Source organism: Streptomyces sp. NPDC048417, from assembly GCF_040651615.1.
Lineage (GTDB): Bacteria > Actinomycetota > Actinomycetes > Streptomycetales > Streptomycetaceae > Streptomyces.
Genome location: NZ_JBEZKI010000029.1, coordinates 14,829 through 38,254, shown reverse-complemented (window position 1 = coordinate 38,254; position 23,426 = coordinate 14,829). Strand labels below are relative to the sequence as shown.

General features: G+C 71.6%; 13 protein-coding genes and 1 pseudogene. 7 read left to right on the top strand and 7 right to left on the bottom strand.

The window, feature by feature from the left end; all coding sequences use genetic code 11:
- Positions 1 to 5 precede the first annotated feature (5 nt).
- Positions 6 to 536, top strand: coding sequence for a cupin domain-containing protein (locus tag AB0D59_RS37380; protein WP_362575186.1), 531 nt, complete (start codon positions 6 to 8; stop codon positions 534 to 536).
- 4 nt (positions 537 to 540) lie between these two features.
- Here AB0D59_RS37380 and AB0D59_RS37375 read toward each other — a convergent pair whose 3' ends face one another.
- The 3 genes and pseudogenes from AB0D59_RS37375 to AB0D59_RS37365 all read right to left on the bottom strand — a co-directional run bounded on the left by AB0D59_RS37375 (position 541) and on the right by AB0D59_RS37365 (position 2,919).
- Positions 541 to 1,182, bottom strand: a complete 642-nt coding sequence (locus tag AB0D59_RS37375) for a TetR/AcrR family transcriptional regulator (protein WP_362575185.1) — start codon at positions 1,180 to 1,182, stop codon at positions 541 to 543.
- 136 nt (positions 1,183 to 1,318) lie between these two features.
- Positions 1,319 to 2,020 (bottom strand): annotated as a pseudogene (locus AB0D59_RS37370) (serine/threonine-protein kinase); the annotation flags it as partial.
- A gap of 167 nt (positions 2,021 to 2,187) precedes the next feature.
- Positions 2,188 to 2,919, bottom strand: coding sequence for a ferritin-like domain-containing protein (locus tag AB0D59_RS37365; RefSeq protein ID WP_362575183.1), 732 nt, complete (start codon positions 2,917 to 2,919; stop codon positions 2,188 to 2,190).
- Between the two features lie 233 nt (positions 2,920 to 3,152).
- On the opposite strand from AB0D59_RS37365, the gene AB0D59_RS37360 reads away from it, so the two are divergent.
- Both AB0D59_RS37360 and AB0D59_RS37355 read left to right on the top strand, forming a co-directional pair.
- Entirely contained in the window at positions 3,153 to 3,389 is a 237-nt protein-coding gene (locus AB0D59_RS37360) for a hypothetical protein (protein ID WP_362575182.1), read from the top strand.
- A 937-nt stretch (positions 3,390 to 4,326) separates the two neighbouring features.
- Positions 4,327 to 5,097, top strand: a complete 771-nt coding sequence (locus tag AB0D59_RS37355) for an alpha/beta hydrolase (protein ID WP_362575180.1) — start codon at positions 4,327 to 4,329, stop codon at positions 5,095 to 5,097.
- 216 nt (positions 5,098 to 5,313) lie between these two features.
- Here the strand turns inward: AB0D59_RS37355 and AB0D59_RS37350 are convergent, their stop codons facing one another.
- Positions 5,314 to 6,384 carry an acyl-CoA desaturase gene (locus tag AB0D59_RS37350; RefSeq protein WP_362575178.1) on the bottom strand — a complete coding sequence of 357 codons (1,071 nt, stop codon included), beginning with the start codon at positions 6,382 to 6,384 and terminating at the stop codon, positions 5,314 to 5,316.
- 341 nt (positions 6,385 to 6,725) lie between these two features.
- Positions 6,726 to 7,559, bottom strand: a complete 834-nt coding sequence (locus tag AB0D59_RS37345) for a PIG-L family deacetylase (protein ID WP_362575176.1) — start codon at positions 7,557 to 7,559, stop codon at positions 6,726 to 6,728.
- A gap of 537 nt (positions 7,560 to 8,096) precedes the next feature.
- On the opposite strand from AB0D59_RS37345, the gene AB0D59_RS37340 reads away from it, so the two are divergent.
- Positions 8,097 to 11,336 (top strand): ABC transporter permease, encoded by a 3,240-nt coding sequence (locus tag AB0D59_RS37340; RefSeq protein WP_362575174.1) that lies wholly within the window; start codon positions 8,097 to 8,099, stop codon positions 11,334 to 11,336.
- A 65-nt stretch (positions 11,337 to 11,401) separates the two neighbouring features.
- Positions 11,402 to 14,275 (top strand): hypothetical protein, encoded by a 2,874-nt coding sequence (locus AB0D59_RS37335; protein ID WP_362575172.1) that lies wholly within the window; start codon positions 11,402 to 11,404, stop codon positions 14,273 to 14,275.
- 48 nt (positions 14,276 to 14,323) lie between these two features.
- On the opposite strand, the gene AB0D59_RS37330 is transcribed toward AB0D59_RS37335, so the two are convergent.
- The gene (locus AB0D59_RS37330; RefSeq protein WP_362575373.1) at positions 14,324 to 15,376 is read right to left on the bottom strand and encodes an ABC transporter ATP-binding protein; all 1,053 of its coding nucleotides are present in this window, start codon (positions 15,374 to 15,376) and stop codon (positions 14,324 to 14,326) included.
- A 302-nt stretch (positions 15,377 to 15,678) separates the two neighbouring features.
- On the bottom strand, positions 15,679 to 16,410 hold the full coding sequence (locus AB0D59_RS37325) for an ABC transporter ATP-binding protein (RefSeq protein WP_362575171.1): 732 nt from the start codon (positions 16,408 to 16,410) through the stop codon (positions 15,679 to 15,681).
- 304 nt (positions 16,411 to 16,714) lie between these two features.
- Here AB0D59_RS37325 and AB0D59_RS37320 point away from each other — a divergent pair, with 304 nt between their 5' ends.
- Both AB0D59_RS37320 and AB0D59_RS37315 read left to right on the top strand, forming a co-directional pair.
- Complete coding sequence (locus tag AB0D59_RS37320) at positions 16,715 to 19,537, top strand: discoidin domain-containing protein (protein WP_362575169.1); 2,823 nt, start codon at positions 16,715 to 16,717, stop codon at positions 19,535 to 19,537.
- 277 nt (positions 19,538 to 19,814) lie between these two features.
- Complete coding sequence (locus tag AB0D59_RS37315; RefSeq protein ID WP_362575167.1) at positions 19,815 to 23,375, top strand: choice-of-anchor D domain-containing protein; 3,561 nt, start codon at positions 19,815 to 19,817, stop codon at positions 23,373 to 23,375.
- Positions 23,376 to 23,426: the final 51 nt, after the last annotated feature.

The window sequence follows — 23,426 nt, the reverse complement described above, 5'->3', positions numbered from 1 at the left end:
CTGCGTTGACGGACATCTCGGTGGACAAGGCGAACGTGCCGGAGGTCCGGCTCGTCGTCACGGGCCACGATGCCGACAAACGTGGCGTCATCGTCCGCGACACCCGGGTCGGACCCACGCCGGGCCTGGCCGCGGACAGTTGGGAGGCCCGCGAACTGTGGAGCGTCAAGTCCCTGCCCTCGCTCCCGGACGACGGCCTGGCGGCGATCGAGCCGCACGCCTCCGGCCCCGGCAGCGTCCGGCTCATCCAGTGCGTGATCCACCCGGAGGGGGCCCCGCTCCCGCCCGGTGACCCGGACGTGACCTCCCGCACCGTCCTGCGGACCGATGACACCGCGATGCACTTCACCGCCTCGGTGGATCTGGTGGTCGTCCTCGACGGGGAGGTGGAGGTCGTCCTGGACGGTGCCCGCACCGTGCTCAGGCAGGGCGACTTCCTCGTCCAGAACGGCACGCGCCACGAGTGGCACAACTACGGGGACAGGCCCGCGCGGCTGGGCGTGGTCTTCCTCGCGACCGAGCACCGGGGCTACTGACCGGCTATGAACCGGTGGCCGGGTCCGCCCGCAGGCCGCGCAGCAGCACTTCGAGGAGCGAGTCCACCGACTCGATGCTCAGATCGCTGCGGCGGGCGGTCACCCAGTACATGAGGGAGCCGAGGATCGCGTCCGCGACCGCGCCGAAGTCCGCGTCGGGGCGCACCTCTCCGGCCTCGGCCGCCGCGCCCAGGCGGTCGATGAACCCGGTCCGCTGCACCTGGGTGAAGCGCTCGTAGAGCCGCTCCGCGGTGGCCGGGTCCTCGCTCGCCGCGGAGGTGACGGCCCGGATCCGGTCGGCGCGGACCGGGTCGACGAAGTCCCGGGCGAGGGCGTGCACCCAGGTGCGGATGTCCTTGTCCACCGAGCCGGTGCGCGCCGGCGGTGCGAGGTGGAAGGGCTGTGTCTCCTCCATCACCGCGTCCGCCACGACCATTCCCTTCGAGGGCCACCAGCGGTAGATGGTGTCCTTGCCGACTCCCGCGCGCGCCGCGATCGCACCGATCGACAACTTCTCGTAGCCCTGCTCGCCGACGAGTTCACGGGTCGCGGAGAGGATGGCGAGCCGCGATGCCTCGCTGCGCTTGCGGCCCGGGGTGGGACGGGCATCCTCGCTGGTCGACGGGCGCTTGCTGGGCTGGCTCACCCGGCGAGTATAGGTCGCCCACCGGCCCGTGGAACGGTCTCGTCCTGCCGCTGGGGCGAATCGGATACGACGACTTTCCGCAGGGCGCCCAGATGTCCCGGAAGGGCCCGGGCACCGGCGGCGGCAGGAGACGGTCGAGGCCGGTGAGATCGGGACCCTCGTGGACGGTGCGGTACAGGACCGAGGCCGGGTCGCCGGTGCCGAACGGCCGTCGGCCCGTGGCCGCGTACGCCAGCGCGCAGCCGAGGGAGAAGACGTCGCTGGGCGCCCCCACCTCGCCCTCATGGGGCCGGGCCTGTTCGGGGGAGAGGTAGCCGGGGGTGCCGATGATCGCGTCGGGAGCGGTGAGCGTGGTGGTGCCGGTGCCCTGGGCGATGCCGAAGTCGATCAACCGGGGGCCGTCGTGGGCGAGCAGGATGTTGCCGGGTTTGACGTCGCGGTGGACGAGGCCCGCCGTGTGCACCTCGGCCGGCGCCCGCGCCAGACGCGCGCCGAGTACGACGACGGTGTGCGCGGGGAGCGGACCGTACCCGTCGACCGTCTCGGCCAGTGACGGGCCGGGCACGAAGGCGGTGGCGAGCCACGGCTCGCGCGCCTCGGTGTCGGCGGCCGTCACCGGCACCACCCAGCGGGCGGTGCGCCCGGTGGCCAGCCGTACCTCGCGGCGGAAGCGGTCCCGGAAGGCGGGATCCGCGGCGTACTCGGCGCGGACCGTCTTCACGGCGACGACCGCCCCGTCGGCGGAGCGGGCCAGACAGACCGTGCCCATGCCGCCGGTTCCGAGCCGGGCGAGCAGCCGGTGCCCGCCGAGTGTCTCGGGGTCCTCGGCCGATCGGATCGTAACCGGTTCACGAACGCGCGCCGCTCAACATGCAATCACCACAAGGGGGTTGGGACAGACCGGAGGGCAGCCGTGACCGCCGGCGGAGGCCGCCCCCGGAGCGCGGAGGGCACCCGTGACTGGAGGCGGAGGCCGCCCCGGAGCGCTTCAGCGGGCCGTCTCTGTCAGCCCGTGCTCGTCCATGCGTCGGGGCGGGGTGCCAGCACCGCGGAGACCACCGCGTAGGACGAGGCCATGACGTCGCCCACGAATCGCAGGCGTCCGATGCCGAGTCGGCGCAGTGCCGGACCGTGATCGGCGGCGACGACGAGAGAGACCGCGAGCAGCAGAAGTCGCCACAGGGCCATCACCGGGCGGCGCACGGCGTGGGGCAGCTCCGCCAGGGAGGCGTGTAGGCGCTCGCAGTGGAACGGGACGTGACGCTCCTCGTCGGACAGGATCCGCCCCGCCACATCCGCGGTGAGCGCGTCGTCGGTGCCATCGCGCAGGACCCGGTAATAACGCAGCGCCACGACTTCCGCGATCATCAGCACCAGCAGTTCCATGCGCAGGCCCATGAGGCGCCGCAGCCGTACGAAGACCGTGTCGCTCCAGTGCCCGGTCAACGTCGGCATACCCCCCGCGGCCAGCAGCCGAGCCAGCAGACGGGCATGGTTCTGTTCCTCGGCGATGAAGAGCCGGACCGCCTGCCCATAGTCGGCGTCGCCGGCCTGGTCCGCTTTGGCGACGAGGTTGGCACCGTCACCGTCCTCGCCGACCTGGAAGCGCTGGATGCTGGCCCACACCGCCGGATGCAGCGTCGCGCTGAGCCCCCAGTCCGGATCACCCTGGGCACGCCTGCGCTCGCGCTCGTCCTCGAACCGTCCTGTCCACTTGGCGAAGCCGCCCGTATGCACCCGGTCTCCCTCCCCGGAACACGGCCACCGTGCCCCGCAGAGGGACGACGCAGCCGGACACCGAACCGTTCCACGGCTGCCCGGCGCTCACAGTTCACAGATTCACAGGCGCGCGCCGGGCGAGAGGACTGCCGGTCCCCTCGGCAGCCCACGCGTCTCACTGATCGAACTCCCGAAGCGGTGCTCTGAGAAGCCGTGCCGCACTCGGCGCGTGGGTGGCTCATCATCATGGGATGGCAGACAGACAACTACCAGCAGGTTGGGCACTGGAAGAGATCCGCAGGATATCCGGCGACCAGGAGGCCACTCCTCTCGACACCGGTCGCGTCGTGACGGGCCGGCCGGCCCAAGGCGAACGCCTGCACCCCGAGATCATCCTGGGATTCCACGGCCTGTGTCTGGTGAAGGCCATCGACGACGGCGACTGGTACATGGGCAGCCTGAACGACGACGGCCGCATCACCTGCTGAAGCGTCTACAGCGACCTCCACGAGGCGCTTCGCGGCCTGTAGGCCGACCGCTGTACCGGCTGGGGCGACGCACGTCCCGGTTTCCGTCTCCTTCAGCGCCGTTCACGAGCGGTCGGACGGGACCGAGTGGTGCCCGGCACACCGCACCACCCCCGTTGGAAAGTGTGTGGGAGGTGCGGCCCGTCATGGGCGGATCGGAGGCAGCTTCCGGCGCTTCCGGCCGCCGCGACCGTTCCGGAACGGGTCCGAGCCACGCGCCAACAGGATGTAGCCGACCATGCTGAGCGCTGCGCAACAGATGGCGAGGATGACGCCGAGTGGCTGACGGTCTCGGCTCAACGAGCCCACCGCGTGTATCAACTGCGCGCCCCCCAGGGCCAGTCCGCCCCATCCCACGAGGGTGCTGGCGCGCCTGCGGTGTTGCCGCCGGACGAACCACATGCCAAGGGCCACGCAGATGGCGCCACCAGTACCGAAAGCCACAGCAATAGACATCCCGCCTCCGGACGGAAGCGTACCGATCCAGGAGGGTCGAGGAGCCGATGAGTTGACGGTACGCGCGGGCCGAGTGACTGGGGGCTCGTGGCCACTCCTCACAAGCGAACACCGCGGTGACCCTCCGCGACCGCTCCGCGAGATCTTGCCAGAGCCGAGAAACGACAGCACCTGTACGTGAGTCTGGGAGGCGTCGGCGGTGTCCCGGGTTCGATGTTCATGCTCTGCGTGGTGTCTCCGTGGCATCCGGATCGCGGACTCCGCAAAAACCCGTTGGCGGACGAGGGCGACCACTGCTACGTTTTCGAGGCCGTGCGAGAGACCGAGGAGGTGGTACCCGTGAACGCAGTATCGACATGGGTGCTCCCCTCCGGGGTCACGGTCGGGCGATAGGCAGGTCGTCCGGGAGCGCCGTTCCAGTGCTCTCCCGAAAGGCACGACCATGCATTTCACTTCCGAGCAGCGCCTCGACGACGGCGTCCTCGAACGCGAATTCACCCTCGGTGAGATCCCCGGCATCCTGTGGACACCCACACCCACACCCACACCCACACCCACACCCACATCCGCATCGGCATCCGCGCCGGCGCCGCTGATCCTGCTCGGCCACCCTCCCCTCGGGCTGCGCAGGATGTACCCCCGACTGGTGGCCCGGGCCCGGCACTCCGCGGCGGAGGGTTTCGCCACGGCCACCATCGAGCTCCCCGGAAGCGGCGACCGGCCCCGTTGGCCCGCCGTCGAGGAGGCCCGCGCCGACCTGCGCCGGGCCATGGAGGCCGGCCAGCCCGTCAGCGACGAGATCGTCGACGCCCTCGTCCTCCCGCTGGTGGACAAGGCGGTCCCGGAATGGCAGGCCGCCCTGGACGCTCTCCTCTCGCTGCCCGAGATCGGCGGCCCGGTCGGGTACTCGGGGGGAGTGATCTCCATCGGCATCCGGCTGGCGGTGGTCGAGCCCCGCATCTCGGCCGCCGTTCTGTTCGCCGGGAGTTTCGTGCCTCGCGCCCTGTTCGAGGAGGCCCGGCAGGTCACCATTCCACTGCACGTCCTGCTGCAGTGGGACGACGAAGGGAACGACCGGCAGGCGGCCCTGGACCTGTTCGACGCCTTCGGCTCCAAGGAGAAGTCCCTGCACGCCCATCTCGGCGGGCACACCGGCGTCCCGCAGTACGCGGGGGACGCCGCGGCCCAGTTCATCACCCGCCATCTGAAGTGAGGCCGGGCCGTCAGACCGGCAGCGGACGGTAGCTGATGTCGGCCGGCACGCCCCTCATCGAGGACAGCTCCCGGCCTTCCGCAGCTCTGTACGCCGTGGGCCCCTGCCGAACTCTCGGCAGGGGCCCGTGCTGCCTGACGTCATGAACGGTTCCCCTTCTGCGGAACAGAACCACAAGCCCGACCATCCCGGCGGCGCGGAGGGGTGCGGTCGCCGTCAGGACGCCCTGCGCTGCCGCCTGATGGGTTCTCCCACCCGGTGCAGGTGCGTGAGGGCCTCGCGGTAGGACTGCAGCAGGCCGGTCTCGTGGTACGGCACACCGATCTCCGCGCAGTACTCCCGCACGATCACCTGGGCGCGTCGCAGATGAGGGGTGGGCATGCTCGGGAACAGGTGGTGTTCGATCTGGTAGTTGAGCCCGCCGAGCATCGCGTCCGTGAACCGACCGCCCCGCACATTACGGGAGGTGAGCACCTGACGCCGCAGGAAGTCGGGCCGCTCGTCGCCGGTGAAGGTGGGCATCCCCTTGTGGTTGGGGGCGAACGTACAGCCGAGATAGATGCCGAAGAGACACTGGTGCACGACGAGGAACGCCACGGCCTTGCCGGGTGAGAGCACCAGGAACAGCGCGGACAGGTAGGCCGCCAGGTGCAGGAGGAGCAGTACGCCCTCCAGCACCCGGTTCTTCATGGACGGCGAGCGCAGCGCCCGCATGCTCGACACATGCAGGTTGAAACCCTCCAGCGCCAGCAGCGGGAAGAACAGGAACGCCAGGTGGCCCCCGATGAACCGGGCCAGGCCGGTGCTGTCGCGTGCCTGGTCGGTGGACCACACCACGATGTCCGGAGCGACGTCGGGGTCGAGCTCCTCGTGGTTGGGGTTGGCGTGGTGACGGGTGTGCTTGTTCATCCACCACCCGTAGCTCATGCCGATGGCGAGGTTGCCGAAGAGCCGGCCCCATGTCTCGCTCGGGCGGCGCCGGCGGAAGACCTGCCGGTGCGCCAGATCGTGCGCCACGAGCGCCACTTGGCCGAAAACGAGGGCCATGGCGGCGGCGACGGCCAGCTGCCACCAGGTATCGCCGAGCGCGACGAAGGCCGCCCCGCCGCCCAGCAGAGCCGCGATCACCAGGCCGAGCCGCACCGTGTAGTAGACCGGGTGCCGGCCCAGCAGGCCTGCCTCGCTGATGCGTTGGGAGAGTCTGGCGAAATCACTGCCGGGACCGGAGGGCCGCGCAGGGGCGGCGGGCGTTGCGGCCGCGACCGGAGCGTCGATGGAGAACGTCATACCGCTGAGTCTGGGCACGGCCGCACCGCGCCGACAGCGGGCCAGCCACCGGATCCGCAGGGGGACTGCCTCCCGACCCCCCGGGGGCTACCACCCCTCCTACGCCGCTGACCTCGGCTTCAGGCGCCGGTGCTGTTGCCCGTGCTCGGCATCTTCTCGCCAGGCCCTTTCAAGGAGGACGTCACGCATGGTCCGCGTGGGACGGGGTCGTGCTCGACCGTCTCCTCGCCCGGCGTCCCCGCGTCCCCGTCGGGTGCGCGCCGTCCCGTCCTCCCAGGTCACTTCAGGATCTTCGGCGCGGACTGATCCACGCGGATCAGCGCGTTGTCGTCACGGGCGGATCAGCGCAGGCCGGCGAAGAGGTCGTTCTCGGGCACGGCGGCGCCGGTGGTGTCCTGGACCCGTACGAAGGTCTCGACGCCCATCAACTCGGTGAACCTCTCCCGGCCCATCCTGAGGAAGAAGATGTTCTCGCCCTGACTGGCGTGCGCGGCCAGCGAATCGAACTTCTGGCCGCCGAACGCGGTGGTGTCCACCCAGGTGGTGATCTCCTCGTCGGGCAGTCCGATCTTCGCCAGCGCGGCGGCCTCGGCGGGATCCGGCTCCGGTACGTCCGCACCGAACTCGCGCATGGCCTCCCCGAACCGCTGCATCATCGAGCGGGGCGCCGTCGTCCAGTACACCTTCGGTGTCGGCGCGGTCATCGCCAGCGCCGCCATCGTGATGCGGTTGGCCTGGATGTGGTCGGGGTGGCCGTAGAAGCCGTTCTCGTCGTAGGTGACGACCACATCGGGCTGGTAGCGCCGCATGAGTTCCGCGAGCCGGGCGGCGCCCTCCTCCACAGGCGTCCGCCAGAAGGACCCGGGGGCGTCATTGGACGGCCAGCCCATCATTCCGGAGTCGGCGTAGCCCAGCATCTCCAGATGACTGATCTTCAGGATGTCGCAGCTGGCCTCCAGCTCTCGACGCCGGATCAAGGCGACGGCCGCCGGATCATGTCCGGGATCGCCCGGCTTGACACCCCCCGGTCCGTCACCGCAAGCGCCGTCGGTACACGTCACGAGCACCGTGCGCATACCTTCCGCCGCGTACCGCGCGAGGACGCCTCCCGTTCCCGTGGCCTCGTCGTCGGGGTGCGCGTGTACCGCCATGAGCGTCAAGGGTCGGTCATTCATGAAACAGTCCTCCTGTGTGAAGCAGCCTGGTCCGAGTCCGCGGCGCACATGGCCGGGTGCCCTCAATAGCAGATGAAAGGGTGCACCGAGGACCCGAGGGCACCGGATCACGCCGGAGCGGACGATCTTTTCGTCACTGTGTTCCCCGCTCGCGCGACGCCGGTCCCCCCGCCGGTGCAACACCGCCGGCCGGACATGCTGTTCCCGCCGTGGAAGGGGCTCGGGCAACGGCCTTCGATCACCCACTCGCACCGCTCCCCGTTTCCTCAGTCCGCGCGCAGGGGCCGACGGTCCTCGCGGAGCGCGGTGGCGGCTTCGGCCGCTCCGGTGCCCCAGGCCGCAACAGATCAGTGATTCTTGCGTAGTTGGGGGATGCCTGGTAGGACTGTGGCGCGCCGTCACCGTCACATGTTCGATTTCGCGGGGGTTCATGTGGTCGCCACGGCCTTCACGACTTCGCCGCGGCGACGCCCGGGTGCTCCGCGCCCGGCCCGGCGGCTTCCCGCCGTTGCCAGGCGGGCCACCCAGCACGGGCTGGTGCTGACCGCTGTCGCGGTGACCGTGCTGCTGTGCGCGACGGCGCTGGCCGCGCTCGCGGCGCTGGCGGGGAGTTCGGTGCAGGCCGGGGCCGTGCGACGGCTGGCCGCCGACCTCGACGCGCAGGTGGCCGTCAACGCGTCCTTCCGGGCCGGGGGAATGGCCGCCGCCGACCGGGATGTGCGGGCCGCCGGCGACCGGGTGTTCGCCGGGGTGCCGCACCAAACCTATGTGGGGCTGCTGGGCACGTCGCCGGTCTCGGTGACGGGGATCGACGGGATCACGGGCCCGCCGCGCGGTCCCGGGGGCAGCGGGCTGCACCCGGTCGCGGTGCAGGACGGCGGAAGGTTCGGGCAGTTGGTCGCCGGACGATGGCCGGCCGGCACGGCCGACGCCCCGGCCGGCGCGTTCACCTCGCTGCCCGACGTCCGGGCCGCCACCGGGTCCACCGCCCCGGTCGACGTGGCGGTGCCCGACGCGCTGGCCAAGCGCCTGGGCGTCGAACCCGGTTCCGGCCTCCAGGTGCGGGACGCCTTCGACCGCGCCATGACCCTGCGGATCACCGGCGTCTTCCGGGCGACCGGTGCCGTCGGGTTCTGGCCCGCGATGGCCGGCGTTCTGACCCAGGGGGAGACCGCCGACCAGGACCTGCTGGTGGTCTCGCCGTCGGCTCTCAACGGCAGCGCCGTCCTGAACGGGCATCTGACGGTCCACTGGAGTGTGCAGCCCGACTTCTCCCGTCTCGACGCGGGCAGCCTGGCCGGGCTGCACGACCGGCTGCGTGCCTTCTCCGGCAGCCAGAGCCGGGTGTCGGTGTTCGGCGGGCGGCAGCCGTCGCTGGACGACCTGACCGTGGTCTCCGGTCTGCCGGGCGCGATCGACGACCTGACGGTGCCGATGGTGGCGGCCCGGTCCTCGCTGTACCTGCCCAGCGTGCTGCTGGCGGTCCTCGCCCTGGCCACCCTGCTGCTGGCCGCCCGCCAGCTGACCGTGCGCCGCAGTGGTGAGCTGGCCCTCCAGCAGGCCAGAGGCGCCGGCACCCTGCGGCTGCTGCGCGGCGCGGCCGCCGAGTGGGCGCTCACCGGCGTCCCGGCCGCCGTCGTCGCGCCCTTCCTGGCCGGTCTGCTGCACCCCGGCAGCCGGGGCACCGGCGCGTGGGCGGCGGTGGGTCTGGCCCTGCTGGTGCACGCCGCGGCGGTACTGCTGCCCGTGCTGCCGTCGGCGCGGTCGCGGCCGGCCCGCGGCGCACGGGCCGCCGCCGCGCAGCGACTGGGTGCCGACCTGGCGTTGCTGGCCATCGCTGCCCTGGGGTATCTGGAGCTACGACGGCACCACTCGCTGATCGCCGACGTGGGCACCGGCGGCGCGTCCGCGGACCCGGTACTGGTCCTGGTGCCGACCCTGGTGGCCGGCGCCGCCGCGCTCCTGCTGCTGCGGCTGCTGCCGCTGACCTCCCTGCTGCTGGACGCGTTCGGTCGTCGCAGCCGGGGTCTGGTACTCGCGCTGGCCGGCTGGCAGTTGAGCCGACGGGCCGCGCGCAACGCGGGGCCGGTGGTGCTGATGTGCCTGGCCGTGTCGGTGAGCGCCTTCGCCACCACCGCGCTGGCCTGCCTGGGCGGCCTGGCGTCCGAGCAGGCAGCGTTCACCGTCGGCGCTGACGTGCGGATCTCCCCGTCCGCGGACGACGGCTACCCCTCCTCCGTACTGGGCGCCGCCTACCGCGCGCTGCCCGCGGTGACCGCCGTGACACCCGTGACCCAGTCGACGGTGAACCTGCCCGGCGGCGCCACCGAGAACCTGGTCGGCACGATCGGCGGGCCCGCTCCCCGCACTCCGTCACCGGCCGTCTTCGGGATACCGCTCCCCGGGCGTCCGACCGCGCTGCTGCTGGACGAGCGGGTGCGCAGCGACGGCAGCCGCGCGGCACCGAGCCTGGAACTGACCGTGCAGGACGCGTCCGGCGTCGTCAGCACCGTGGCGACCCACCTGCCCGCCGCCGACGGAGCCAGGCACACCGTCGTGGTCCCGCTCGACGTGGCGCTGAGCGGCGGCCACCCGCGGGCGTATCCGCTGACGGTGACCGCCGTCGACGTCCTGCCGCAGCCGAACATGCGTCCCGCGCGGCTGGACCTGGAACTGCTCCGGGTGGGGGCGCGCGGCGCCGCGGACACCTGGGTCCCCAGGCTGCCCGGTGGGCAGGTCTGGGCCGACGGCACGGACCACGCCGCCGACTCCACCGCGGGGGCCTGTGCAGGAAAGCCGGCCGGCCGCTACGATCCCGGCACCCCCGGGGTGTGCTCGATCGTTCACGACGGCTCCGAGGTGCTCCGGACCACCATCAGCACCGGCAGCCGGCCCTCCCGGGCCATCAGCGACGCCTTCGGCGGCCTGGCCGACAGCGACTACGACACCAAGCCAGGCAGCCAGGTGCGGCTCCTGGCCCGCTCGGCCGGCGATCCGGCGCCGCTGCCGGTGCGCGCCGACGCCGCGGCGCTGCGCGACGCGCGCCTGCGCGTGGGCGGCACCACCACACTGGATCTGGGCGGCGGCCGGGTCACCGCCACGATCGTGGGCCGGGTCGACTCGCTGCCCGGACTCGGCCGCGGGCAGGGACATCTCATCGCCGACCAGCGCCGACTCGCCACCGCGATGACGCTGGCCGGTGCCGACCAGGAAGATCCCGCGTTCTGGTGGATCGGCAGCACCGACAGCGCGCGCACGGCCGCCGCCGCCGAGGCGCAGCCCGCGCTGGGCCGCGTCACCACCACGGCGCGCACCGCCGCGTCCCTGCAGGCCGACCCGTTCCGCAGCGGGCTGCGCCGGGTGCTGGAACTGGTCCGTTATCTGGCCCCCGGTTTCGCGGTCATCGCCTTCACCGTGCACGCGGTGGTCTCCACCCGGCAGCGCCGCAAGGAGTTCGCCCTGCTGCGGGCGATCGGCGTCCGTTCCCAGAGCCTGTCCGGGCTGCTGGGCGCCGAGCAACTGAGTCTGGCGCTGTTCGCGGTGGTCCCCGGGGCGCTGATGGGCATGGCCCTGGCGTCGGCGGTGCTCCCGCTGGTCACCGTGGACGACAGCGGACAGGCCCCCTATCCGCCGCTGCCACAGGTCATCCCCTGGGGCACCGTGGCGCTGACCGCGGTGGCGACCGCTCTGGCCATCAGCGCGGTCGTGCTGGCGCTCGCCCGGCTGCTGGCCCGGGTGGACCTGGTACGTGTACTGCGAGCGGGGGAGGACCGTTGAGCCGGGCGGCCGGACACGACCGGAAAGGGCGGACGGGGACGCAGCCCGTGGGCACGGGTGCGGAGGTGCCCCCATCCACGGGCACGGGCGCGGCGGTGCCCCGGCCCACGGGCACGGGCGCGGCGGTGACCCGGCGCTTGATACGCAAGGAGACTCGTGGCGATCTGCCGCTGCTGGCCTGCCTGGCGGTGCTGGTCCTGGTGCTGACGGCACTGTGCGCCTGGGCGCCCGTCTTCGCGGGCCGCCAGGAGGACCGGGCACTGCGGCAGCGTGTCGACGCCGCGCAGGTTCAGGCGCCCCTGATCAGCCTGAGTACGACACCGGAGGTCTTCGACACCCAGCCGCCCGCGGTGGACATGGCCACCCTGCTCGGCGCCGGCCGGACCCTCACCGACCACCTCGGCGGCTCCGCCGCGCGGCATCTGACCTTCGCCGGCGGCGGCAGCTACGACTACAACCAGGCGTCCCTGATCGCACCGCGGCCGCCGGGACCGGCGAACACCAGCACCCGGCTGACGGTCAGTTATCTGCCGTCCGCGCGGGCCCGTCTGCACTACGTCAGCGGCCGGGCGCCGGCCGACCACACGCCGCTGGGCACCGCGCCCCAGATCGGGTTGTCGCAGGCCACCGCGCAGGCGCTGGGCGTCCGGGCCGGCAGCCGGCTGACCCTTGAGTTCGCCAAGACGCCCGGAGTGCAGAGCACTCCGCCCGACGCGGGGCTGCTGGTGAGCGGGGTCTACCGCACGACGGCCGCGGCCGACGACTTCTGGACCGGCCGGGAGACGCTGGACCAGCCGTCGCGCTACCCGGCGGAGCACTCCGCCGGCACGGTGCTCGCCGTCCGCGGCCTCGTCGGCCTCGACGCCGCCGACCTGCTGGCCGGCGCCGGGGTGGGCGGCCCGCGGGTGACCTGGCAGTTGCGCGCCGACCTGTCCGGGGCGGCGCTCGACCGGGCCCACGCACTGACCGGGCCACTGTCCCACTACAGCGCGGACCTGAGCGCCACCCTGTGCCAGGGACTCGACCCGATCACCGGCGACGTCAGCTGCCAGGTCGACGGCCAGACCACCGGGCCCCTGCTGGTGACCGACTTCCTGACGCCGCTGCTCACCGCGTTCACCGCTGAGGACCAACAGGCCAGGGCGCTCGCGACGTTCGCCGTCGACGCGCTGGCCGCGGTCGCGCTGGCCACCGTCACCGTCGCGGTACGGCTGCTGCTGCGCCGAAGGCAGCCGCACCTGCGGTTGCAGCGCGCGCGGGGCGCGTCCACCGCGCGGCTGGTGCTGCTGCGCTGCGCCGTGACCTGGCCGGTGGTGTCGATCGCCGCCCTGCTCGGCTGGGCGGCCGGACGGGCCCTCGCTCCCACCGGCACGTCCGGATCACCGCAACCGGTGCCCGCCGCCCTCGCCGCCGCGGTGGTGGCCCTGACGGTGCCGGTGATGACCTGGCTCGCGGTCCGCGAGCCGCGCAGGGCCGGCCGGCTGCGGCGCTCGCGCCGGAAGACCGCCGTCGGCCGGCGCGTGGTCCTGGAGCTGACGGTGCTGCTCGCGGCAGCGGCGGGCGTGGTCGCGCTGCGCTCGCAGGGCCCCGACGGAATCCTGGGCGCGGTGCCGGTGCTGGTGGCGCTGACCGTCGTACTGATCCTGCTGCGGATCTACCCGCTCGTGCTGCGCCTGGTGCTGCGGCAGGCCCGGCGCGGCCGCGGCACGGTGGGCTTCATCGGGGCGGCCCGGGCCGCCCACGACGCCCCGGCGACCGGACTGGCCCTGTTCGTCCTGGTCCTCACCCTGGGCACGGCCGTGTTCGGCGGCCTCGTGCACCGTACGATCGGCGACGGCCTGGCCACGGGGGCGGCCTGGACCACCGGCGCCGACGCGAGCGCGACCGTCGCCGGGACCGTGACCTCCGCACCCGGGGCAGACACCGGGATACGGACCGCCCTCCAGCGTCTGCACGCCCTCGACCTGGTGGGACAGGCCGACGGCGCGGTGATCTCCCGGGTCGCCGTGGTCACCGTCGATCCCCGGCAACTGGCCGCCATCGCCCCGAAGTCGCCGCTGGCCGGCGCCCTGCTGTCCGGGCTGGCCACCCCGCCGGGGCCCCGGGCCGCCGCGAGCGCCCCGCTGCCGTCCTTCCTCTCGCCCGACCTGCGGGCGAGCGAGCGCACCGGCGGCTTCACCGCCACGGTGGTGACCCAGGGAAAGCCCCCGGTGGACCTGAACCTCAAGCCGGTCGGCACCCTCACCGCCGCGGAACTGCACGACCCCCTCCTCGGGCCGGTCACGGCGCAGATCGCCGCCGGGACACCCATGCTGATCACCACCGCCACCGCCGAGCACCTGATGCCCCAGCAGTCCTCGGGAAGCACTGTCCTGCTCCTCAAGGGCGGTGCTTCCCGGGGGTCCGCCACCGCCGAGCCCGCGGCACTGCGGTCGGCGGCGGCCAGGGCGCTCGGGCCGCTGGCCCGGATCCGCGTCCGCTCCGAGGCGCTGAGCACCCTGCGCGCGGACGGCCTGACGCGGGGACTCGGCACGATCTACACCACCACCTCGATCCTGGCCGCGCTGTCCGGCCTGCTCGCGCTCGCCCTGGAACTGACCCTCACCTCCCACGAGCGCGGCCGCACCACCTCGTTCCTGCGCACGCTCGGACTCGGCGGCAAGGAAGCCGGGGCGCTGCACTTCCTGCAACTGCTGCCGCTGGCGGTGGCGTCAGCGGTGGGCGGCACGCTGCTCGGGCTGCTCGAACCGCGGCTCATGGCGCCGACACTGGACCTTCGGCAGTTCACCGGCGGACCCGCCCAACCGGCACTGCGGACCGACTACTCGCTGACCGTCGCCCTCGTCGTCGGCGTGACCGCGCTGATCCTGGCCGCCGCGGCCACCGAGACCGTCCTCGCCCGCCGGCGCCGCCTGGGGGCCGTACTGCGCCTCACGTGAACGGGCCGTGCACGCGGCGACCGCCCGGGGCAGCCACGGGGCAGCCGCCTACCGAGCGCGCTCGGCACTCTCGCCGTTCCCGGCGTTCCCGGCGTTCGGGCCGCCGACCTCCGCGTTCCCCGGGTTCTCCGTTTTCTCCGGGATCTCCGTGCTCTCGAGTTTCTCCGCGTCGGACTTCGCCCGCCGGGCGGCCTCGTCGGGCCATACGCCGATGTGGTCGCTCTCCAGCGCCAGCCGCACCCGCTTGCGCATGTGCAGGCGCTCGGTGAACTCGCCCGGCAGCTGCAGCCGACCGCTGGCGTCCAGTACCGCGTACTCCTCGGCGGTGAGCACATCGACGCCGTCCTCGCCGGTGGCGACCCGGCGCAGCACCTCGGTCGAGGTGCGGCCGTTGCGGATCCGTACGGTGCGCTGGACCTGCTCGGACACCAGCGCGTCGTGGGTGACCACGAGCACGGTGACGCCCAGGTCCTCGTTGGCCCGGCGCAGCGCGGCGAAGACCTCGTCGCTGGTGGCGGTGTCGAGTTCGCCGGTGGGTTCGTCGGCGAACAGCACCCGGGGCTCGTTGGCGTTGGCGACGGCTACGGCGACCCGCTGCTGCTCGCCGCCGGAGAGCGTGTCGGGCATGCGGTCCCGGCAGTGGCCGACGGACAGCAGGTCGAGCAGTTCCTCGGCCCGGGCCCGCCGCCGGGAGCGCTTGACCCCGGTGTACGTCATCGGAAGCATCACGTTCTCGGCCGCCGAGAGGTAGGGCAGCAGGTTGCGGGAGGTCTGCTGCCAGACGAAGCCCACGGTGGTACGCCGGTACTCCAGCCGCTCGCGGCGCTTCATGGCCAGCAGGTCGTGTCCGGCGACCTCGGCGGCTCCCGCGGTGGGCACGTCCTGGCCGGAAAGTATGCCCAGCAGGGTGGACTTGCCGGAGCCGGAGGCCCCGATCACCGCGATCATCTCGCCCTGGGCCACGGCCAGGTCGAGGCCCTGGAGGGCCTGCACTTCGACGCCCTCGGTCTGGTAGATCCGCACCAGGTTCTCGCAGACGACCAGCCCCTCCTCGCGCTGCGGGGTGGCGGCCGCAGCGGCCCGCCGGCGCAGCTCCGCCAAGTCCGGTACCCCGGTCGCCTGTTGGTGAACTGCCACGCGATCCCCCGAGGAGGTGAAGTCTGCGGATGACGCTGTCCGGACAGCCGCCAGGGTAATGCGGAAGACCGTGCCAGTGCCCGTCGTGGCACTGGTACTCGCCGTCCGGGGCGTTCCGCAGGCGGACGTCGCCGTCGCTGCCCGTCACGTCCAGGACGAGTCCCGGGTGGCCAGGTCCATGACCGTAGCCAGGCCGGGGCACGGGCGGCCTGGCCGCCCCGAACGCCCGGCGTCGGCTCTCGCCGCCGGGCCGCGGGCGGTGGCTGTCAGCCGTCCTCGATGACGCGGCCGTCGCGGAGTTCGAGCACGCGGTCGGCCAGTGCCAGGAGTTGCGTGTCGTGGGTGGCGACGAGGGCGGTGACGGATTCGCTGCGGACGACGGCGCGCAGCAGGTCCATCACGGTGAGACCGGTGTCGGCGTCGAGCTGGCCGGTGGGTTCGTCGGCGATGATCAGGGCCGGGTCGTTGGCGAGCGCGCGGGCGATCGCGACCCGCTGCTGCTGGCCGCCGGACAGCTCGCCCGGACGCTGGTCGGCGTGGTCGGAGAGGCCGACGAGGGAGAGCAGAAGGTCGACGCGGGCTTCGCGGTCGCGGGCCGGGACCTTCCGCAGGCGCAACGGGACCCCGACGTTCTCGGCGGCGGTCAGGATCGGGATGAGGCCGAAGGACTGGAAGACGAAGCCGATGCGGTCGCGGCGCAGCGCCAGCAGGTCGTCGTCGCCGAGGCCGGCCAGGTCGGTGCCGTCCAGGACGATCCGGCCGCCGTCCGGCGTGTCGAGGCCACCGACCAGGTTGAGCACGGTGGTCTTGCCGGAGCCGGAACGGCCTCTGAGGGCGACGAGTTCGCCGCGCGCCACGCTGAAGGAGACACCGCGCAGGGCGTGGACGGCGGTGTCGCCGCTGCCGTAGGTGCGGCGCAGGTCCTCGACCACCACCATCTCGCCGGCCGGCGTCCCGACATCCGCAACAGCGCTGTGACCGCTGGACTGCTCGCTCATACGTCCTCTCCCGCCCCGCCCGGCTCGGCCGGAGCGGTCCTGCATCCGCACCGTACGGTACGCCGGACCTCCGCCGGAAGGTCGGCCCTGGCGTACCACCGGGCGGAACGCGCTCGACACGGCGACCTGACACGCCCACTCCGCGATCACTGAGCGTTCGCGCCATCGTGGATTTGCGTCAATAGGCAAGTATCTTGCGGAAACTTGGGAGATTCATTCTTTACTTCATCAGAATCTAGCGGGGTGGATGAGTGCTCTGTACGGTCGGGGCGCCGACTTCCCTGCTTCCCTGAAGGAGCATCAGATGCTGACGATCCCCAGACCCCGGCGACTGGCGGTGGCCGTCGTCGCCGCGGTCGGCGCGATGTGCGTGTCCGTCTTACCGGCCTCCGCCGCCCAGGGGGCCCCGCCGTCCAAGGCACTCCGGGCCGGCCCGACGGCCACCGCTCCCCGGCAGGCGCGGGCCGCGGCGGTGGGTGCGACGACGCCGTTCTCGGTCTACGAGGCCGAGGCGGGAACGCCGGGCGGGGGTGCGGCCGTCCGGTCGCTGACCTCGGCGCCGACGACGCAGTACTCGAGCGCCGCCCTGGAGGCTTCGGGCCATTCCTACGTCCACCTGGGCGGCACGGGTCAGTCGGTGCAGTGGACGAACACCACCGGGCAGCCGATCTCCTTCCTCAACGTTCGCGCGAGCATCCCGGATTCGGCCTCCGGCGGTGGTGTCACGGGGACGCTGAACCTGTACGTCAACGGCGTGTTCCGGCAGGCGCTGAACCTCAACTCGAAGCAGAGCTGGGTGTACGAGGGCAACGGCAACTACAACACGAGCGACAACCAGAACCCGGCCGACGGCGACCCGAGGGTCTTCTGGGACGAGTCGCACACCTTCGTCACCGGGTCCCCGATCCCGGCGGGCGCCACGTTCTCGCTGCGGAAGGACTCCGACAACAGCGCGTCCTCCTACGACGTGGACTCCGTCGACGTGGAGAACCCGCCGGCGCCGCTGACACAGCCGGCGAACTCGATCTCGATCACCAGTTGCGGTGCGGTCGCCGACAACAACCCGACCAACGGCGCGGCCGACAGCCAGTCGGTGGACAGCCGGGCCGCCATCCAGACCTGCATCGACCAGGCCCAGCAGCAGAGCAAGACCCTGTGGATCCCGCAGGGCACCTTCTACGTGAAGGGCACCGCGGGTCTGAACGCGCAAGGGATCACCATCGCGGGCGCGGGCCTGTGGTACAGCACGGTCTACCGTGACGTCCCGGTCCCCAACAGCACACCGCTGGCGGCCCTGTTCGACCTGACCTCCTGCACTGTGCGTAACTTCCACATCGACGCCAACGCCGTCAGCCGGAGCACCATCGGCGGGGACGGCGGCGCGATGGACACCACCGGCACCGACTGGCTGGCCGACGGCATCTGGACCCAGCACACCATGTCGGGCTTCTGGGCCTCCGGCACCGGCGGGACGGTGAAGAACAGCAGGCTGACGTCGATCTGGGCGGACGGGATCAACGTCAACAACGTGTCGCTGGGCGCGGACACCGGGAACAACCTGACGGTCACGAACAACTTCGTCCGCGGCACCGGGGACGACGCGATCGCCATCAACTCGGTCAACTACAACACCAACGGCGACGGTTCCCAGACCTTCTACCACCCGATGACCAATGTCACCGTCAGCGACAACACCTCGATCGCCCCGTGGGGCGGCAAGGGCGTAGGGATCTACGGGGGCAGCGGCCACCAGGTCAGGAACAACTACATCAGCGACACGGCCCGCTACATCGGGCTGGGCGCCGGGCGCTTCGGCGTCAATGGCAGCGACCTGCTGTCCGCGACCGTGTCGGGCAACACCGTGGTCCGCTCCGGCGGCAACGCCTACAGCCAGGGCCAGCCCGCCCTGCACATCGGCAACGGCGGCGACGGCCAGAACACCGGGATCGTCGACAAGGTCACGGTCACCGGCAACACCGTCACCGACTCCCTCTACGACGGGATCGCCTTTTCCACCTCGACCAACACCCTGCTGCAGGACAACACCGTCAACGCCCCCGGCCGCAACGGCATCGCGATCTCACCGTCGTTCTACCCCGCGCCCACCGGCTCCGCGACGATCACCGGCAACACGGTCACCGGGCTCACCGCCGGCGCCTCGGCCTTCGTCAACAACTCCACCGGGTTCGTCGCGACGCTGAGCGACAACCACTGGCCGCCGCCCGCTCCCGAGGGCCCGTACGGCGGTACCCCGGCCGCCGTGCCCGGTACGGTGCAGGCGGAGAACTACGACACCGGCGGCCAGGGGGTCGCGTACAACGTCACCTCGGTCAACGGCAACGCCAACTCCTACCGCGCCGACGGCGTGGACCTGGACAACACCTCGGACACCGGCGGTGGTTACAACCTGGGCTGGACCGGCGCCGGACAGTGGTTCCGCTACACCGTCGACGTCGCCACGGCCGGCACCTACACCGTCAGCCTGCGCGTCGCGGCCCCGGCCGCGGTGACAGGCGCCCTGCACCTGTCGGACGCCTCCGGCACCAACCTCACCGGAGCCGTCGACCTGCCCGCCACCGGCGACTGGCAGACCTGGGGCACCGCGACCGCCCACGTGACCCTGCCCGCCGGCCGGCAGGTGCTGACGCTCAACCAGGACAGCGGCGGCTGGAACTTCAACCACCTCGGCTTCGCCGCGGGCACCGACCCCACCGGGAGCAACCTCGCCGCCGGCAAACCCACCAGCGAGGCCAGCCACACCGACGTGTACCCGTCGTCGAACGTGACGGACGGCAACCAGGGCTCCTACTGGGAGAGCGCCAACAACACGTTCCCGCAGTGGGTCCAGGTCGACCTGGGCTCGGCCCGCAGCGCCTCCCGCGTGGTGCTGCAACTGCCCCCCGCCTGGGGCGCCCGTACCCAGACCCTGACCCTCGGCGGCAGCACCGACGGCACCACCTTCACCACCCTGAAGTCCTCGGCCGCCTACCCCTTCGACCCGAGCACCAGGAACACCGTCACGCTCACCTTCCCCGCCACCACCCAGCGCTACTACCGCGTCACCATCACCGCCAACAGCGGCTGGCCCGCGGGCCAGGTGTCCGAGTTCCAGGTCTGGAACTCCTGACCCTACCCCTTCCACGGTGCCGCCGGACAGCCCGTCCGGCGGCACCGCCATGCGCGCGGCCCGCCGCTGATGCCGCCTCAGGACGACGCATTAGATCTTGCAGGTGGAATTTTTATTGTTGCAATGCTCTGTCTACTTCTTGCGTGTCCATGTCGAGGATATTACGGTCCCCCTCGCGTCGTTACCGCCCCCTGTCTCCCCCTCCCCCCTTGGGTCCCCTCCCTCTCTGGCGGTGTCAGCGGCACAGTTCCGGCATTTCTCATCAAAGGAGTGGCAAGTGCTCCATTCCATCCGAGATCTGAGACGAGCCCTCGTCTGGGCGGTCAGCACCGCGATGGTGGCTGCCGTCGGCGTCGTCGCTCTGGCTGTCCAACCGGCCTGGGCGGCGGCGGCCGCCACCGGCGGCAGCGGCGCGAGCCTGCCGTACGTCGAGGTGCAGGCGGAGAACTCCGCCACCAACGGCTCACCCATCGGCCCGAGTTACACCCAGGGCCAGTTGGCCGACGAGGCGTCGTACCGCAAGGCGACGACGCTCCAGGGCACCGGCAAGTACGTCACGTTCACCACGCCGGTGGCCACCAACTCGATCAACTTCCGCTACAGCATCCCCGACACCTCGAACGGCTCGGTCTACACCGCTGCGCTGTCCCTGTACATCGACGGCGTCAAGCAGCCCGACTTCACCCTGACCAACGCCTACAGCTGGTACTACGGCAGCTACCCCTTCACCAACTCGCCGGGCAGCAACCCGCACCACTTCTACGACGAGGCCCACCGCCTGTTCTCCACCACGTATCCGGCGGGCACGACCTTCAAGTTGCAGGTCGACGCCGGGGACACCGCTTCCTCGTACACGATCGACTTCGCCGACTTCGAGCAGGTCGGCGCCGCCCTGACCGCACCCTCGGGTTCGGTGTCGGTGACCAGCAAGGGCGCGGACTCGACCGGCGTGGCCGACGCCACCAGCGCGTTCAACGCCGCGATCAGCTCGGCAGGACCCGGCGGCACCGTGTGGATCCCGCCGGGCACCTACAACATCCCCGGCCACATCAGCGTCAACAACGTCACCATCGCCGGCGCCGGCATGTGGTACTCCACCGTCACCGGCACGGCACCCGGCTTCTACGGCAACTCCGCGCCCTCGGCCAGCACCGGCGTGCGCCTGCAGAACTTCGCCATCTTCGGCAACGTGCAGGAGCGCGACGACAGCGCCCAGGTCAACGGCATCGGCGGCGCGATGAGCGACTCGACCGTCTCCAACCTGTGGATCGACCACATGAAGGTCGGCGCCTGGATGGACGGGCCGATGGACGGGCTGACGTTCACCGGCATGCGCATCCGTGACACCACCGCCGACGGCATCAACTTCCACGGCGGCGTCACCAACTCCAAGGTGACCAACAGCGAGATCCGCAACACCGGCGACGACGGCATCGCCACCTGGGCGGACTCCGCCATCGGTGCCGACGCCAACGACACGATCTCCAACAACACCGTGTCCCTGCAGATCCTCGCCAACGGCATCGCGATCTACGGCGGCCACGAGAACACCGTCAGCGGCAACCGGGTGGTGGACTCCGGTATCACCCAGGGCGGCGGCATCCACGTGGGGCAACGCTTCACGTCGACGCCGGTCGGCACCACCACGATCTCCGACAACACCCTGATCCGGGACGGCAGCCTCGACCCGAACTGGCAGTTCGGCGTCGGCGCACTCTGGTTCGACGGCAGCCAGGGCGCGATCAACGGGCCGATCAACGTGACCAACGCGCTGATCCAGCAGAGCCCGTACGAAGCCGTCCAATGGGTCGAGGGCACCATCAGCGGCGTCAACCTCAACAACGTGACCATCGCCGGAACCGGAACCTTCGCCCTGCAGGAACAGACCGGCGGCGCCGCCAAGTTCACCAACGTCACGGCGACCGGAGTCGGTTACTCGTCGCCGGTGTACAACTGCTCGGGCGGCAACTTCGTCGTCACCGACGGCGGCGGCAACTCCGGGATCAGCGGCACGCCGTACTGCGGCGGCTGGCCGGCTCCGGTCTACCCGCCCTACCCGTCCGAGGGCGTGACGGCCACCCCCGGCGCGCTCAACTTCGGTGCGGTCGCGACCGGTTCGACGAGTGCCGCACAGACCGTGACGGTCTCCAACCCGACCAACACCGCCGCCTCCGTCTCGTCGATCTCCACCAGCGGCGACTACTCCCAGACCAACACGTGCGGCTCGTCGATCGCGGCGAACGGCTCGTGCACCGTCAGCGTGAAGTTCGCGCCCACCGCGACCGGCAGCCGTAACGGCACGCTGACCGTCAACGCGGGCGGGAACACCAACACGGTCAGCCTCTCCGGTACCGGCACCGCGCCGGGCCCGGTGCTGAACACCGACCCGGCCAGCCTGTCCTTCGAGAGTACGGTGGTCGGCTCGTCGGCCACCGCGCAGACGGTGAAGGTGACGAACTCAGGCACCGCGTCGGCGACCGTCTCGGCGGTCGCGGCGACCGGAGACTTCAGCCAGACCAACAACTGCTCCACCCTCGCAGTCGGTGCGTCCTGCACGGTGACCGTCGGCTTCAAGCCCACCACGGGCGGAACCCGCAACGGCAACCTGACCGTCACCAGCAACGCCAACAACAGCCCGACCACCGTCTCCCTGACCGGCAGCGGCATCGACAGCACCACCAATGTCGCCGCGGGGAGGCCGGCGTCGGCGAGTTCGAGCTCCAGTCCGTACGTCGCCTCGAACCTCACCGACCCGGACGCCTCGACGTACTGGGAGGGCACGAACGGCTCGTTCCCGCAGTGGGCCCAGGTCGACCTCGGCCAGAACTACAGCGTCGGCAAGGTCGTGCTCAAGCTCCCGCCGGCGACGGCGTGGTCGGCCCGTACGCAGACCCTGTCGGTGCAGGGATCCACGGACGGCACCAGCTTCTCGACGATCAAGGCCTCGGCCGGGTACACCTTCGACCCGAACACCAACAGCAACACGGTGACCATCACGTTCAACGCCGCCACGGCGAGATACGTGCGGGTCAACATCACCGCCAACACCGGCTGGAACGCGGCCCAGTTGTCGGACTTCGAGGTGTTCCCCAGCTCCGGCGGCTCCTCACCGGCGACCCTGTCGGCCGACCCGGCGTCACTGTCGTTCCCCACCCAGGCGCTCAACACCGACAGCAGCGTGCGGACGGTCACGGTGACCAACACCGGAACCGCCGCCGCGACCGTCTCCGGCATCACCGCCACGGGTGACTTCTCGCAGACCAACAACTGCGGCTCGTCGATCGCGGCGAACGCCTCCTGCACGGTGAACGTCACGTTCAGGCCCACCGCGTCCGGCACCCGCGCCGGCGACCTCAGCATCGCCAGCAACGCGTCGAACGGCACGACCACGGTCGCGCTGACCGGCACCGGTGCCGGCACGGCGAGCAGGAACCTGGCAGCCGGCGTGGCCACCACCGAGTCCAGCCACACCGACGTCTACGCGTCGTCGAACGTGACGGACGGCAACCAGGGCTCCTACTGGGAGAGCGCCAACAACGCCTTCCCCCAGTGGGTCCAGGCCGACCTCGGTTCCGCGCAGAGTGCGAGCCGTGTCGTCCTTCAACTCCCCGCGGGCTGGGGCGCCCGTAACCAGACGCTGTCCCTGTCGGGCAGCACCGACGGCTCCGCCTTCACCACCATCAAGTCGTCGGCCACCTACACCTTCGACCCCACCACCAACAACACGGTCACCATCACGTTCACCGCGACCACCCAGCGCTACGTCCGGGTGAACATCACGGCGAACAACGGCTGGCCGGCCGGGCAGATCTCCGAGTTCCAGGTCTGGAACACCTGAACCGACCCGATGGTGCCGCCGAGCGCGGGGGGCCGCTCGGCGGCACCGACC

What these genes read in the sequence shown, in the direction of transcription:
- AB0D59_RS37325 (WP_362575171.1), bottom strand. Translation starts at nt 16,410, where the DNA reads ATGAGCGAGCAGTCCAGCGGTCACAGCGCTGTTGCGGATGTCGGGACG.
- AB0D59_RS37355 (WP_362575180.1), top strand. Translation starts at nt 4,327, where the DNA reads ATGCATTTCACTTCCGAGCAGCGCCTCGACGACGGCGTCCTCGAACGC.
- AB0D59_RS37350 (WP_362575178.1), bottom strand. Translation starts at nt 6,384, where the DNA reads ATGACGTTCTCCATCGACGCTCCGGTCGCGGCCGCAACGCCCGCCGCC.
- AB0D59_RS37345 (WP_362575176.1), bottom strand. Translation starts at nt 7,559, where the DNA reads ATGAATGACCGACCCTTGACGCTCATGGCGGTACACGCGCACCCCGAC.
- AB0D59_RS37360 (WP_362575182.1), top strand. Translation starts at nt 3,153, where the DNA reads ATGGCAGACAGACAACTACCAGCAGGTTGGGCACTGGAAGAGATCCGC.
- AB0D59_RS37320 (WP_362575169.1), top strand. Translation starts at nt 16,715, where the DNA reads ATGCTGACGATCCCCAGACCCCGGCGACTGGCGGTGGCCGTCGTCGCC.